Raw genomic sequence first — 13,830 nt, forward strand, 5'->3', positions numbered from 1 at the left:
GAAGATAAATTTGATGACATTAATTTTGATATATATATCAATTATTTCTGTTTTACAACAAACTTCAATTTTCGCGAAAATGTTTATTTTATAATTTTAGGGGTCAATATAAAATACATTTTATATCATTATCATCATGTTGCCGCCAATTTAAATAATCATTATTTAGATTAGTATAAAATTTAGATTAATTTTATATGTTTTATAAAAATGAATAATATATCAATAACGCTTAACAAATTTATTAAATTATCAGTAAATTGGTTTGTTATTACTGTTTTTTTATCTTCAATTTTATCAATATTATTAATATTAGAATTGGTGTTGTTGTCAAAAATCATTACTTCAATCATATTTTATAAAGCGAATATTTCTTTTGTTGATAACGAAGTTATTTATTTTATATGTTGTGTATTTTTTCAAATTTGTACCAGATCTGTTTCTGATATTACTGGCATAAAAGCGGCATTAAAAATTACAAAAGCTATAAGGTTGGAGATTTATCAATCACTGTTTAGAACAGGTCCAATTTCCTACAGTCATATTTCTTTGGGGGAAATGGTTAACAGCCTAACAGAAGCCGTCGATAATCTGCTTCCCTATTTTGCACGCTATATCCCCAGTGCCGTGATGATGGTCATATTGCCCCTGTTTATTTTGGCCACTGTTTTAAACTTTGATATTTGGGGTTTTGTGATTTTGTTATGTACGGGTCCTTTAATTCCGCTTTTTATGGCTTTGGTTGGATATACGGCACAGGTGATTATGGATAGACAATGGCGGCAGTTATCCCTGTTAAGCGGAAACTTTTTTGACATGTTGAAAGGGTTGAAGACCTTACGGTTATTTGGACGGGCTGGTGAAAGTCTGAAATTTATTGAAAAACTTTCAGATGAATATCGTAAAACAACGCTGTCAGTTATGAAGGTTGCGTTTTTAACGTCAGCAGTGTTGGAATTTTTTTCAAGTTTATCAATTGCAGTTGTCGCTGTGACATTTGGTATTCGTTTGTTAAATGGAACCATGCATTTTCACTCTGCTTTTCTTGTCCTGTTATTGGCGCCAGAATATTTCATGCCTTTACGAGACTTTTCATCGAGTTACCATGCCAGACAAAATGCAAATGCAGCCTTGGATCAATTAAAAAAAATATATAGTTTACCGAAACTAATTAAATTTTCTTATCAAAATAAAAGAACAGATACTTGTATTAGGGAAATCATTCTCGATCATGTAACGGTTAAGAATAAAGAAAATATAAATTTAGTGCAGGATATCACTTGTACATTTTTAAGAGATAGGCTCAATATTATATTTGGTCATAGCGGTGCTGGAAAAACGACGTTATTAAATATTCTACTTGGTTTTTTGCCTATACAATCAGGCACGCTTAAAATGGTTGATTTAAAAAACCAGTCGCAATCTATAAATATGGTTGATATTGCCTGGGTTCCTCAAGAACCTTTATTGCTATATGGGACGATTGGGGATAATTTATCCCTGAAAGCTTTTGAACCTTCTCTTGATCAATTGCGTAATGTAGCCAATCAAGCCGGTATTTTGTCTTTCATAGAAACCCTACCACAGGGTTTTGAAACCCATATAGGGGAGGAAGGGCAGAATTTATCGGGTGGACAAATAAGACGCCTTATGTTGGCACGAGCGCTGTTAAAAAATCCAGATATTCTGATTCTTGACGAGCCCACTTCCGGGCTGGATCAAAAAAATGCCTTGCAGATCATTCAGACTATTCAACTTCTTAAAAAGGGCAGGATTGTTATTGTGGCAACGCACAATCCCCTTTTAATCTCTTATGGTGAGGTTTCTGTACAAATAGATCGGAAACAACTGCTTTATAATTCAAGGGTTGGTGGCAAGTCGTTATGAATTTTAATTTTTCTTTTTTTCAATTGGTTAAACCGATTAAATGGCATTTAATGCTGGGTCTATTTTTATCTTGTATCGCGGCCCTGAGTAATTTTGGGTTGCTGTTTTTATCAGGATGGTTGATAGCTAGTGCAGCCATAGTTGGATTAACCGGGATTATTGCCGTTCAGGCATTTAATATTATTGTTCCAGCCTCAGGGGTCCGTTTTTTTGCCATAACACGGATTGTGACACGATATTTGGAACGTGTGATCACGCATGATGGCGCATTAAGGGTTATAAGCCTGGCAAGAAAAAAGGTTTATGAATGTCTGATCCCCTTAACACCTGCAGGACTTGTGAATAAAAGAGGGGGTGACTTGCTGGGACAATTTGTTTCCGATTCAGAAAATATAGCAAATTATTATACTGATGCATTGCTTCCATTTATTCGGGCTTTATGTTGTGGGATTATATTTATTGTTACCTTTTATTTCTTTTTGCCTGTGGCGGCTTTCTCCTTGGCCATAGCTTTTATCATGGCAGTCGGTCTGGTTTCTGTTGGAGTTTACGGTTGTTCATACAAGTATATTTGTCATATTCTTGAATCAAGAAACAGTTTACAGGCTGATCTGGGTGAAATTCTGCGTCATTTTGGTGAATTATATATTTTTAAGGTTATTGATCAGTATTTTAAAAAAATTCAGACTGCTCAGAAATCTATTGATCAAAGCAGATTGATGCTGGATTGTATTGAAAGTGTGGCCAAGTCATTAATTACATTTATTATGATGATTTGTGTTATTGCCGTTTTGTTTCAGGCCAGTAATGCTCATCATGATATAGGATTGAATGCAGCTGAAATTCCCATGTTGGTTTTGGGTGTAATGGCAGCTTTTGATGTTATACTTCCCTTACCACAGGCCTGTCATGCTCATATAAAAGCACGCCTGGCACAAAAAAGGTTACAGATTCTATCAAATGCAGGGAAAAAGAAACAAAGCAGTAGGGTCATCAATTCCGTATCCTCTTCCACCTGTCTCGTATTTGACAAAGTTCAATTCAGTTATCCCCATAACCCAAGAATGATTTTACAGAATGCATCTTTAACAATCAAACAAGGTGATAAAGTGGCGATTATTGGCGAGTCTGGGACTGGCAAAAGTAGTTTGATCAATTTGATTTTTTCGTTTTATCCAATCCAGGCTGGAGAAATTAAGTTTGCCGGTGAATCTGTCAAGAATTTGAATACGGATAATTTATCTTCTTTTATCACTGTTGTTTCCCAGGATTTTCATCTTTTTTCTGGAAGTATCATGGATAATTTTAGATTGATTGTACCGGATGCAACTGAAAATGAAATTTATGATGTGTTAAAAATTGTGCAACTTGATGATTTTGTTAAACAACTACCAAAGAATCTTCACAGTCATATAGGCAATAATGCAATAGAATTGTCGGGAGGACAGGCAAAAAGATTGGCGATTGCTATTGCTCTTTTACGTAAAACCCCCTGGCTGATTCTTGATGAACCAACAGATGGTTTGGATCAGCAAACAAAATATACAATGATGCAGGAATTATTGAAACTATATGCTGACAAAACTCTAATAATCATTACTCATGAAACAAGTATATTGTTTTTAATGAATCTTGTTTTTTCGCTGGAAAATGGATGTTTTAATAAAGTTATCATGGATGACTATAAAAAATAATCTTAATTTCAAAATTAAATTACACGAATATTTTACGTATAATTACATTTTTTTATCAATCGATTTTAACAAAACATGTTATAAAGAACTAATATTATTTTTAGCTGTCTGATAATGTATCCAAAACGGAAAACTGAAGAAAAAAGCATAGATAGGGCTTGTAACTATACAGCACTGACAGTTTTATTTTTCTTTGTTTTTCATTTATTCACTACGCCCCTAACATTTACGAAAATATGGCATTGCCCAATGCATAATGGGCAATTTGCGCCAAAGGCCATGATGCATATGCAACATATGAACAGTATGTTGGGTATGAATAACGCCATTATGCCAATGGATGAGAAAATTTCCTCTTCTCACGGTTCAACTTCTCATTCAAAACAAAAAGGGATACTTTTCTGTCTTTATTGTAGTATTTTTTGGTTGCCAATATCGATTGTTAATTATGAGCCTTTATTACCTTCGATTTTAATATCCATTATTTCATATTTATATCGGATATATCTTGCTAAGGCTCCACTCAATATTTTTTACAAGGCAAATGGGGCAAGAGCGCCTCCATTTTATGAAACATATTCATAAGTAAAATATTCAAACAATATTTGTGTTTGGCTATTATAGAAAACACCTCGTTGATAAAATAGTTTATAAAGCAATCAAATAATCATTCTTTTATTTGGTACAGGGTTTTTTGTTGTCTTTTTCTATGATTTTCTATTTTAGCCAGATATTAGACTAGAACATTTTTTTGAAAAAATGAAAGTTATATAAAATGGATGGGATACACCTTCTGGTTGTAAATCTTTCCCGCTTTCAGTTTGCTTTGACAGCTTTGTATCATTTCATGTTTGTTCCTTTGACACTGGGTCTAACATTTATCTTGGCTGCCATGGAAACTGCCTACGTCATTACTGGTAAAGAAATTTACAAGGAAATGACACAATTCTGGGGAAAATTATTTGGTGTTAATTTTGCGATTGGTGTCGCAACAGGATTAACCATGGAATTCGAATTCGGCACGAACTGGTCAATGTATTCAAGGTTCTTTGGCGATATTTTTGGAACACCTCTTGCGATTGAAGGTTTAATGGCCTTCTTTATGGAATCAACATTTATTGGACTAATGTTTTTTGGATGGGACCGGTTGAGCCGTGGTGCGCATCTGGCAATTACCTATCTTGTCGCATTGGGGTCAAATATTTCCGCCTTATGGATTTTAGTGGCAAATGCGTGCATGAATATGCCTGCAGGGGCTCATTTTGATCCAGAGACCATGCGATTAACCTCAACAAGTTTTGTTGCTCTGGTTTTCAATCCTGATGCACAGGCAAAAGCTGTACACACTTCTGTGGCAGGATTTGTAACCGCATCAATGTTTGTAATGGGGATTAGCGCATTTTATTTATTACGTAAACAGCATCGTGAATTTGCCGCACGTTCTTTTCGTATGGCCGCATTATTTGGAATTATTTCAACAATTGCAGTCATAACGCTTGGGGATGTCCTTGGCCGATTGGACTATATGCATCAACCGACAAAAGTTGCTGCAATGGAAGGATTGTGGGAAACAAGCAAACCTCCTTATGAACCATGGATTTTATTTGGTATTCCCGATGATAAAAAGCAGACAAACTATCTGGAGGTTGGAATTCCTTTTGTTTTAACCCCTTTGTTAACCCATGATTTTACAACCCCTATTCCTGGTGTTAAGGAATTGAAAAATCAAGCGGTTCCAAGAATTGAGTCGGGTATAAAGGCGGTAGCGGCTTTAAAACGTTATGGGGAAGGCCATCGACAGGTCGATCTTGATATATTTAAGGCTCATCAAAAAGATATGGGATATGGTTTTCTGGCAAGTCAATATGCTCCGGATCAGGATATAGCAAAGATTACGTCAGAGTATAAATCGACTATTATTGAAAAAACTAAGAATGATATTGTCCCTAATGTCTTTGTCACATTCTGGGCCTTCAGAATTATGGTTTTCCTTGCAATTTATTTCTTTGTCATTTTTGCCATGGGATCTTATGTAAGTCTGAAAAGACAAATTGAAAAAAACCGTTTGTTTTTAAAGATAATTACATGGTCAATTCCGCTTCCTTTTATTGCATCCGAGTTCGGTTGGATCACAGCAGAGGTAGGAAGACAACCATGGTCCGTTTATGAAATTCTGCCAACAGTTGTTTCTTCGTCAACACATAGTGCGGGATATATGGTTTTTTCCTTGATCGGCTTCTTATTATTTTACAGTGTATTTATTGTCGTGGAATTTTATTTGATGTTTAAATTTGCTCGACTTGGGCCGGTAAAATATCAAGATAAGGATTCTTTATCGAAAAAAGTGTTTACATATCAAGAAGGCTGGGGAGATTGATATGGAGTATTATGTAATTCTCAAATTAATCTGGGCAACATTATTATGTATCCTGCTTATTGGATTGGGCCTGATGGTCGGTATGGATATGGGTGTTGGTATGCTTCTTCGTTTTGTTGGCAAAAAAGATGTTGAGCGTCGTACAGCCCTTAATATTATCGGACCCCATTGGGAAGGGAATCAGGTATGGTTTATTTTGGGAGCAGGTGCCATTTTTGCTGCTTTCCCGACCTTGTATGCCACGGCGTTTTCTGTTTTCTATGTTGTTATGGTTTTACTGTTGTTCAGCATGATTTTGCGACCTGTAGCTTTTGAATTTAGATCAAAAGTTGATGCAAAATTATGGCGTTCGAGTTGGGACTGGATTTTTTTGGTTTCTGGTTTCTTTCCAATGTTTGTCTGTGGAGCAGCCTTTGGTAATATCTTGCAAGGTGTAGGATATCATTTCATTTGGAATGGACAGTATTTTCAAGATGAATCTTTCTGGAGTTATCTGATTAATCCATTTGCTGTTTTATGTGGTTTATTATCGGTTTCGTTAAGTATTTATCAAGGTGGAGCCATGTTGATGATACGTGGTGAAGATCCCATTTATTTACGGGCAAAAAAATATGCCACTATTGCAGGGATGATAGCGATAATATTATTTGTGTTGGGAGGATTATGGATTACGCAGATTAAAGGATTTGTTTTAGTCAGTGGTCATCCTGCAATGCCTTCAAATCCATTATTTGGTCAGAATGTTGCATTATATAAAGGGGCCTGGTTACATCATTTTTATGAACATCCAATTTTATGGGGTTTACCTTTGCTGGGTGTTTTATGTATGTTACTGGGAACATTAATGGTTAAATCTGATAGACCTGTTGCTGCCTGGTGGATTGGGCTTGGTTCCTGGATTGGTGTTATTGGTACGGTTGGGGCTGCCATGTTTCCGTTTTTTATGCCTTCAACAACAATTCCAAATCAAAGTCTGACAATATGGAACAGTTGCGGTAGTTTATACGGACTAATTTGCATGGCTGTTGTGGCTTGTCTTTTTGTGCCTATTATCCTTTCTTATACGTCATGGTGCTTTTATGTCATGCGGGGTAAGGTTAAAACTTCTAATATCATAAATGATCATCACAGTTATTGAATAATAAGGTGTTATTATGTCTACATTTCTACGTTTCACTGGACTAGGCCTAGTTTTAATAGTCGCATTATTAATCGCTGTTTTTGTGGGTGATCAGGGACCTTGGTATTTTGCATGGTTAATTGGTACAGTGATGATTATTCTCATATCAGTGGCAGGGGCCGTTTTATTTGATGCCCAATCAGATTTACGTGATTCGACAGGAGAATTCTAATGGGTGGTTATCTTGAATTAATCATATTTTGCGTTCCTTTTATTTATTTGGCTGTTTATTTGATATTTTATTTTATTACTAAAAGAATTTTTCCCTAATGTAATAGATGTATTTTAAATAACAAAGCCGAGAAAAATATTTTTCTCGGCTTTGTTATTTAAAATAATTAAGTGATATATTAAAATTTGTAAATGAATAATATTGATAAGTTAATTAACTAAGGCAAATAATCCCTATTTAATCAATAAGTAATTAATTAATTTCTTATTATGATTAATTAGTTATTTTACAATAAAGTTGGTTGGGGTTATATATGTCTATTCAAAGACCTGGAAAGCTTTTCTCCTCTAAATGGGCAGAATATGATGATCGCTTTAATATCGAAGATACTGGGGCTGATTATCAAAATGGACGTGCGGATATTGAAAAAGGTTTTCCAAAACAAACTATGATTTCTACCCTGAAAGGTGGCGTTCCACCCTGGGGACAGGATCATAACGGGATTTTATACCAGATTACAGAGGCTATACAGTGGATACAGACGGGAGGTCTGCCAAGTTTCAACCAGGATTTTTGTAATAAAAACAATGGTTATTCAAAAGGAACCATTGTGCAGGGGGATGATCCAAACAGGCCTTGGGTTTTATGGCAATGTTTGGAGGATAATAACAGATTTAATCCCAACCAGAATAAAGTTAACATAATCAACCCTCAAAACGGTTGGATACAATATCCTGTGATTTCAGAACGAGAGGGTAATACTTTATATTATAATGATGATGGTAAAATGCTAATTGCATCACCTACGGTTATTACTGAGGTTTATGTATCATCTACTGAAGGGAGTGATAATACTGGTGATGGGACAAGAAACAAGCCATTTTTTTCAATTACAAAAGCTATATCTGTGACGCCTGATGGAAGGGGGCATTACTGTTTATTTAAAATCTGGGGATATATTTAATTTGTCTTTGAATGGAGCTCCATATGTAGAACCTGAAAATGAATGGATTGGATATGATATAAAATATTTTAATGTTGGATCAAGATATATTACATTCCAATCCTATGGAGATGTATTTTACGAAAATGCAAAAAATGAATTGACCAATAATGGTCAAGATTCAGGCTGGGCTAATTCATTTATAGGTATTACAAGACTAATTATTCATTTATTATGGAATACAAAAGCTGTCGGGCAAAAAATAAATTTTGTTTATATGTATGGTTTTACAGGGTAATATGATCGCTATAAAATTGTATTCAATGGAGTTGAGTTTATAATACCAGATATAGATAATTTAAATGATTCTTCTTTACCAATGTGGACTACTTTCTTAAATTAAGGAGGTGATTTTGTATTTGCTGGATGTGTATTTGGTCAATTGCCTATAGGAAATTTACATCCAATTATTGGAGGTGGTGCGGCCGCTCCAATGCGAGTATCTTTTACATATAGCATTTATTTCGATACAAGTATTGCAGAAGGCGCATTTTTTAGTTGGGGAACAGGAACATGGGATCTAGATATTACAGAAGATAGAGTGGCAGGTCAAAAACTTAGTGGTTTTCCTAATTTTGAACTTATAGAGTCTAATGGTATTGCTTTTCTTAGTCGAAATAGTGCATTTTGTAATTCTGTTCAGATCATCAATAATCCTGCTCCCTCTTATAAGAATTTGATGACGAATTTTCAAATAGATATGGATAGTTAGCGATGTATTTAATGCGAACGTTTTTTTTGAACAGCTATTGTGTATACCAGGTACTGAGACGCCCGAAGAGGGAACTGTCTGTATTTCCCCCGAAGAACGTCACATCTTATCAGGATTACAGCGTTGATTTTTTTCATCGTTTGTCTGATGGGGAAAGGGTTGTATCCGGGACGGTTTTAGTGCATGGCCTGGGATTGAAGGTGGAGAGTGTTCTGGCGCATGACAGGTTTTTAACGGCGTTTATTTCTGGTGGCTGGGCTAGTCATTCTTATTGTCTGACCTATACAGCGCAGACAGACCGGGGCAGGAGCGTAATCCAGGAGATGATTTTGTCCACTTTTGGACATGCCGCAACAGAGCGGAGGGAGGAGAGGTTCATAAGTATGGCTTCCCAGACAAGACCGCCTGACATACGACCGCCATTGAATGGAATAAAGCTTATTGACCGTTATCTTCTTGATGATAACGGTTTTTTTATATGTATCTAAGGGGAAGGAATAGGGATGAGTAACAGAAAGAGCGATTGTCAGTGTGAGGGTGTCTGCAATCTGGAGTTTTGCGAGCAGGAAACAATCGTGGCATCAGATCAGGTGACTATGTTAAATTCTACGAATGAAATAGGGTTGCAAGATGAGCTGTTGGTTATTCGCAAGGATGGGGAACAGACGCAATTTTATCGTGCCAGGGTTGAAGAGTTTAGTTCAGGGGCAGCTTTATATTTATTGGAGAAGGCTGTTCAGTCAATGTCCAGGACAGATCCGGCAGATGGCCGTTCCCTATGGCTGAATGAGGGATTTGTCTGTCTGGCCAGCGGGGATGTATCACGATTTGGTACGGTTTCCCCGCAGGGATTAAGCAGTGCATTAAAAGAGATGTTTGCGATGCTTCCCACCCAGGATCCAGGAGATGGAAGTCCCTGGATTAACGGAGGTTTTTTAATGAAGGGTTCCGTTAAACAGGTATGTGAATAATAAAGATGGAAATAATAAATTAATTTTACATATAAATTTCAGTAATCAATAAGGATTAAAAAATGAACTGTGATCAAGGCAGTCGAATTATTATCGTTCCAGCTGGATGTTTGGGACATCGTGAGATTGATCTGCAATGTAAATCACCATTGGAAAGTGTCTATTACCAGTTTTCAATGGTCAATCGCCTTTCTCCCTCTGATGCAATCAGCTGTGTAAGTGCCCAACCTTCAGATGAGACACTTAGTGTTGATCGGATTACGGTATCTGGGCAGACCTTTAAGGCACGTATCAGTGGAGGGACAATGAATACCAAAATCGGTATTCGTTTTTTGGTAACCACACGTGCAAATGAGGAACGTGAGTTTGTTGTGACATTGCCAATTATGCCGGAAGGAATCATGGGCAGTGGCGAGGCTGGCAATTATGTATTGGGGGATACGGGTCCCCAGGGTCCTCAAGGATGTGCTGCAACGGTTACGGTTGGCAAGGTTTTGCCTACAGAACCTGATGGGGATCCAAAGATTGTCAATTCGGGAACCGAGGTGGATGCCGTTCTGGATTTCACCTTGCCCCGTGGTCAGGTTGGGCCTCAGGGTGAGCAGGGCCAGGCCGCGACGGTAAAGATTGGAAACGTTGTGACAGGTGCGGCAGGGAGTGATGCTGCTGTTGAGAACAGGGGTGATGAGCATAACGTTGTTCTTGATTTTACCATTCCTGAAGGTAGGCAAGGCATACAGGGGATACAGGGGAAGGCAGGCACGCAAATTCTGTTGTCCAATCGTGATCCTGTTGCCCGTGATGCCAAGGAAAATATTGTCTGGCTCAATGATGTCACAGGAGATTTGTTTGAAACTGTCTCCCGGGGCGGGGATGCATATAGCTGGCACAAGTCTGGGAATCTGAAGGGGGAGGCTGGAAGTATCATATATACTGGTACTGTGGATCCCGTTTACAATGAGGTTTATAAAAAGAGTGATCTCTATTTCAATATTACCAACAGCAACCTGTTCACATTTAATGATAATCAATGGGTCAGGCTGGCCAATTTGAAAGGAGATCAGGGAGAGAGAGGTTCTTTATGGTTTTTTGCCCAGGAGGATCCTGTAACCTCTTCAAGCTATAGGGTCGGGGATAGTTTCCTGAATACAGCTTCCAATGATCTGTTTGTTTTCAATGGCACGAATTGGCAAAAGGTTGGAAACCTTCAAGGTAAACAAGGTGATATCGGCCCGCAGGGATTGCAGGGTGATACTGGCCCGCAGGGACTGCAGGGCATTCAGGGAGAGAAAGGGGAAGCAGGCAAGGACGGCAGGGACGGTTTTGATGGAACCCGCATCATCACCAGCCAGCAGGATCCGGATCAGGGAAGCGCCCCCCTAAACCCGAATGTTGTATGGATCAACACGACGAGCTGGGAGGTCAAGCGCACCATTCCGCATGGAGATAGCTGGGATTGGGTCAGTCTTGGCAGCATCAGGGGTCCCCGTGGTGATACCGGCCCGCAGGGATTGCAGGGTGATACTGGCCCGCAGGGACTGCAGGGTATTCAGGGAGAGAAAGGGGAAGCAGGCAAGGACGGCAGGGACGGTTTTGATGGAACCCGCATCATCACCAGCCAGCAGGATCCGGATCAGGGAAGCGCCCCCCTAAACCCGAATGTTGTATGGATCAACACGACGAGCTGGGAGGTCAAGCGCACCATTCCGCATGGAGATAGCTGGGATTGGGTCAGTCTTGGCAGCATCAGGGGTCCCCGTGGTGATACCGGCCCGCAGGGATTGCAGGGATTGCAGGGTGAGAAAGGTGCAAAAGGGGATGATGGCTCACGCTGGTATAGTGGTCATAACTTGCCTGATGCGACAATTGGTCTTAATGATCCCCGTGGTATGCCAAGAGCGGGGGATCAATATCTTTATCTTGATGAAAAGACTGGTGAGGCCAGCGCCTATATATACACCAATGACAAGACCTGGGGCGGACCTTTAGGAAAAGTTGCGGGACCCCAGGGAAAAGCGGCAACTGTCAGGGTTGTTGAGCAGGTGCAGCCTTTAAGACCCGATGAGGCGGCAACCATCAAAAATATTGGCGATGAACATGATGCGATCCTGCAGTTCAGCATTCCAAAAGGGGAGAAGGGGGATGTGGGCCCGATCGGAAAAGAGGGGGCCGCAGCTACCATACGTATAGGAACCGTGACCACCACAGATCCGGATGTCCAGGCATCCGTTCGCAATTCAGGATCAGAAAATACCGCCGTGCTCGAGTTCTCCATTCCCAAGGGAGAAAAGGGGGACAGCTATACGAATGACGGATCAACTGAACTCAACGTCAAGTCAATTCAGTCAGATGGCGGAAAGGTCGGAACAGATGGCGCGGGTAAATTATCCGCTGAAATGTTGGATTATACCATAAAAGTCCCAACTCCATCCCATCAGGATGCCTCTTTGGGTAAAGTCGTCGATCTTGCTCATCAGGCCATTCCAAATATTGAAATAAATCATCCAAATGGAGTTGCAGGATTGGATGCACGGGGTCAGTTGACTCAACCTATTAATAATCCGTTTATAATAACGCAGTCTATTAATCCTGATGCTAAAGTTTCCATCTATTTAGATGATGATGTTCACGCTTATGCGGATAAAACACTGTTTGATATTTACACGGTTGGTGCACAAAGCAAAATTATAGCATTTGCTCCATCCGAGGGAATAGCTAATATCCTGGCATCAGCAAAGGCTGATAAGATTGAGGAGTTAAAAGGATATATATTTGCTGGGGGAGCCTGTTGGTTACCTGATTGTCAGCCGTTAGAATTTAAGGGGTATCAAGGGTCATATACCTTTGTGTGTTATGGTTCTGATATGGATAAATCAGGTTATAAAATTAAAACTGATATTATTTGTGAAAACCAGTTGGTTGATGGAAAAGGGGAAGCATTTAAAAAAGATGCTATTATCACTATAAGGGTTGGTGATGTTGTAACTCTTATGGCGCATTGGATAGATCAAAATAGGACATATTATTATGTTAAGAGAAGTAGAAGCGCTGGATTATTGAGTAATTTATATTTATCAGAAAAAGAACAACCCAAAACCATTACATCATTGGGATATCAGGATGAAATACGATTTGGTAAAGATGGTATCTTTTGGTGTTCAAAAGAAGGTGGAGAAGGACAGGCTGAATGGTCTTTATATCCGTCTTATGCCGCAATGAAAAAAGATCATACAGGAAAATTTACTTATCCTTATGTAACCCCTACAACCAAGGATAAATTGCCTGTTGATTATCCAATAGGAACACAATCATATGATATTGATAAAAAAGAACCTCTATGGTGGAACGGTACTGAATGGATTGATCCGGTTGCCAAAGCGGCAACAATCAAAATAGGTAACATTGTATCTGTCGAAGCTGACCAACCTGCTCAAATAACGAATTCAGGATCTGATATAAATGCAGTTTTTGATTTTTCAATTCCGAAGGGAGAAAAAGGACAGCAAGGGATTAGTGTTCAATCCGTTATCATGAATGATGATTTGACCTTTTCCTTTATGATGAGTAATGATTCAATTGAGAAAGTCAATTCCGGTCTTTATAGAAATAAAGATGGAGTAGTTATTGCGCCTGAAAAGGTTTCTGAAATTCCAAATGATTTTTTATTAAATGGTAATTTATACATAGCTTCTGATGATTATGTTAACGGCAGTAAAAAAATGCCTGAAGGATTGTCATTAAACGGTAATATCGTTCTTACTGATGGTTCTGTCTACTATAAAAATTCCTGGAATAATGGCGGCGTACTTTGTGTTGCTTAATAGCTATATTTTT

At 38.5% G+C, this 13,830-nt stretch carries 12 protein-coding genes; all 12 read left to right on the forward strand.

The annotated features are described in order from the left end of the window. The first annotated feature begins 210 nt into the window (after positions 1-210). The 12 genes from cydD to GN303_RS00675 all read left to right on the forward strand — a co-directional run bounded on the left by cydD (position 211) and on the right by GN303_RS00675 (position 13,817). Positions 211-1,887, forward strand: coding sequence for a thiol reductant ABC exporter subunit CydD (cydD, locus tag GN303_RS00620; protein WP_110439305.1), 1,677 nt, complete (start codon positions 211-213; stop codon positions 1,885-1,887). Next, complete coding sequence (gene cydC, locus GN303_RS00625; RefSeq protein ID WP_110439306.1) at positions 1,884-3,581, forward strand: thiol reductant ABC exporter subunit CydC; 1,698 nt, start codon at positions 1,884-1,886, stop codon at positions 3,579-3,581. The genes cydD and cydC overlap by 4 nt, the downstream gene beginning before the upstream one ends. Positions 3,582-3,830: 249 nt before the next feature. Further along, positions 3,831-4,166: a hypothetical protein gene (locus tag GN303_RS00630; protein WP_156188436.1), complete on the forward strand. Its 336-nt coding sequence runs from the start codon at positions 3,831-3,833 to the stop codon at positions 4,164-4,166. A 190-nt stretch (positions 4,167-4,356) separates the two neighbouring features. Then, positions 4,357-5,958: a cytochrome ubiquinol oxidase subunit I gene (locus GN303_RS00635; RefSeq protein WP_110439308.1), complete on the forward strand. Its 1,602-nt coding sequence runs from the start codon at positions 4,357-4,359 to the stop codon at positions 5,956-5,958. A gap of 1 nt (position 5,959) precedes the next feature. Beyond that, complete coding sequence (gene cydB, locus GN303_RS00640) at positions 5,960-7,096, forward strand: cytochrome d ubiquinol oxidase subunit II (protein WP_110439309.1); 1,137 nt, start codon at positions 5,960-5,962, stop codon at positions 7,094-7,096. Between the two features lie 16 nt (positions 7,097-7,112). Continuing rightward, a complete protein-coding gene (locus GN303_RS00645) occupies positions 7,113-7,310 on the forward strand; it encodes a hypothetical protein (RefSeq protein ID WP_110439310.1) in 198 nt (65 codons plus the stop codon). Between the two features lie 313 nt (positions 7,311-7,623). Continuing rightward, the gene (locus GN303_RS00650; RefSeq protein WP_110439311.1) at positions 7,624-8,274 is read left to right on the forward strand and encodes a hypothetical protein; all 651 of its coding nucleotides are present in this window, start codon (positions 7,624-7,626) and stop codon (positions 8,272-8,274) included. 1 nt (position 8,275) lies between these two features. Beyond that, positions 8,276-8,551, forward strand: coding sequence for a hypothetical protein (locus GN303_RS00655; protein ID WP_146206667.1), 276 nt, complete (start codon positions 8,276-8,278; stop codon positions 8,549-8,551). 144 nt (positions 8,552-8,695) lie between these two features. Further along, positions 8,696-9,025 (forward strand): hypothetical protein, encoded by a 330-nt coding sequence (locus GN303_RS00660; protein ID WP_110439313.1) that lies wholly within the window; start codon positions 8,696-8,698, stop codon positions 9,023-9,025. An 11-nt stretch (positions 9,026-9,036) separates the two neighbouring features. Continuing rightward, the gene (locus tag GN303_RS00665) at positions 9,037-9,513 is read left to right on the forward strand and encodes a phage fiber-tail adaptor protein (RefSeq protein WP_156188437.1); all 477 of its coding nucleotides are present in this window, start codon (positions 9,037-9,039) and stop codon (positions 9,511-9,513) included. A 15-nt stretch (positions 9,514-9,528) separates the two neighbouring features. Further along, complete coding sequence (locus GN303_RS00670; RefSeq protein WP_146206680.1) at positions 9,529-9,996, forward strand: hypothetical protein; 468 nt, start codon at positions 9,529-9,531, stop codon at positions 9,994-9,996. A 62-nt stretch (positions 9,997-10,058) separates the two neighbouring features. Then, positions 10,059-13,817, forward strand: coding sequence for a phage fiber-tail adaptor protein (locus tag GN303_RS00675; protein ID WP_156188438.1), 3,759 nt, complete (start codon positions 10,059-10,061; stop codon positions 13,815-13,817). Positions 13,818-13,830 lie beyond the last annotated feature (13 nt).

Source organism: Commensalibacter melissae (assembly GCF_009734185.1).
GTDB classification, from domain to species: Bacteria; Pseudomonadota; Alphaproteobacteria; order Acetobacterales; family Acetobacteraceae; genus Commensalibacter; species Commensalibacter melissae.

Bases quoted from the DNA above. Each gene is read 5' to 3' on its own strand.
- cydC (WP_110439306.1), top strand. From the start codon at position 1,884: ATGAATTTTAATTTTTCTTTTTTTCAATTGGTTAAACCGATTAAATGG.
- GN303_RS00650 (WP_110439311.1), top strand. From the start codon at position 7,624: ATGTCTATTCAAAGACCTGGAAAGCTTTTCTCCTCTAAATGGGCAGAA.
- GN303_RS00670 (WP_146206680.1), top strand. From the start codon at position 9,529: ATGAGTAACAGAAAGAGCGATTGTCAGTGTGAGGGTGTCTGCAATCTG.
- cydB (WP_110439309.1), top strand. From the start codon at position 5,960: ATGGAGTATTATGTAATTCTCAAATTAATCTGGGCAACATTATTATGT.
- GN303_RS00665 (WP_156188437.1), top strand. From the start codon at position 9,037: ATGCGAACGTTTTTTTTGAACAGCTATTGTGTATACCAGGTACTGAGA.
- GN303_RS00630 (WP_156188436.1), top strand. From the start codon at position 3,831: ATGCATAATGGGCAATTTGCGCCAAAGGCCATGATGCATATGCAACAT.
- GN303_RS00675 (WP_156188438.1), top strand. From the start codon at position 10,059: ATGAACTGTGATCAAGGCAGTCGAATTATTATCGTTCCAGCTGGATGT.
- cydD (WP_110439305.1), top strand. From the start codon at position 211: ATGAATAATATATCAATAACGCTTAACAAATTTATTAAATTATCAGTA.
- GN303_RS00645 (WP_110439310.1), top strand. From the start codon at position 7,113: ATGTCTACATTTCTACGTTTCACTGGACTAGGCCTAGTTTTAATAGTC.
- GN303_RS00635 (WP_110439308.1), top strand. From the start codon at position 4,357: ATGGATGGGATACACCTTCTGGTTGTAAATCTTTCCCGCTTTCAGTTT.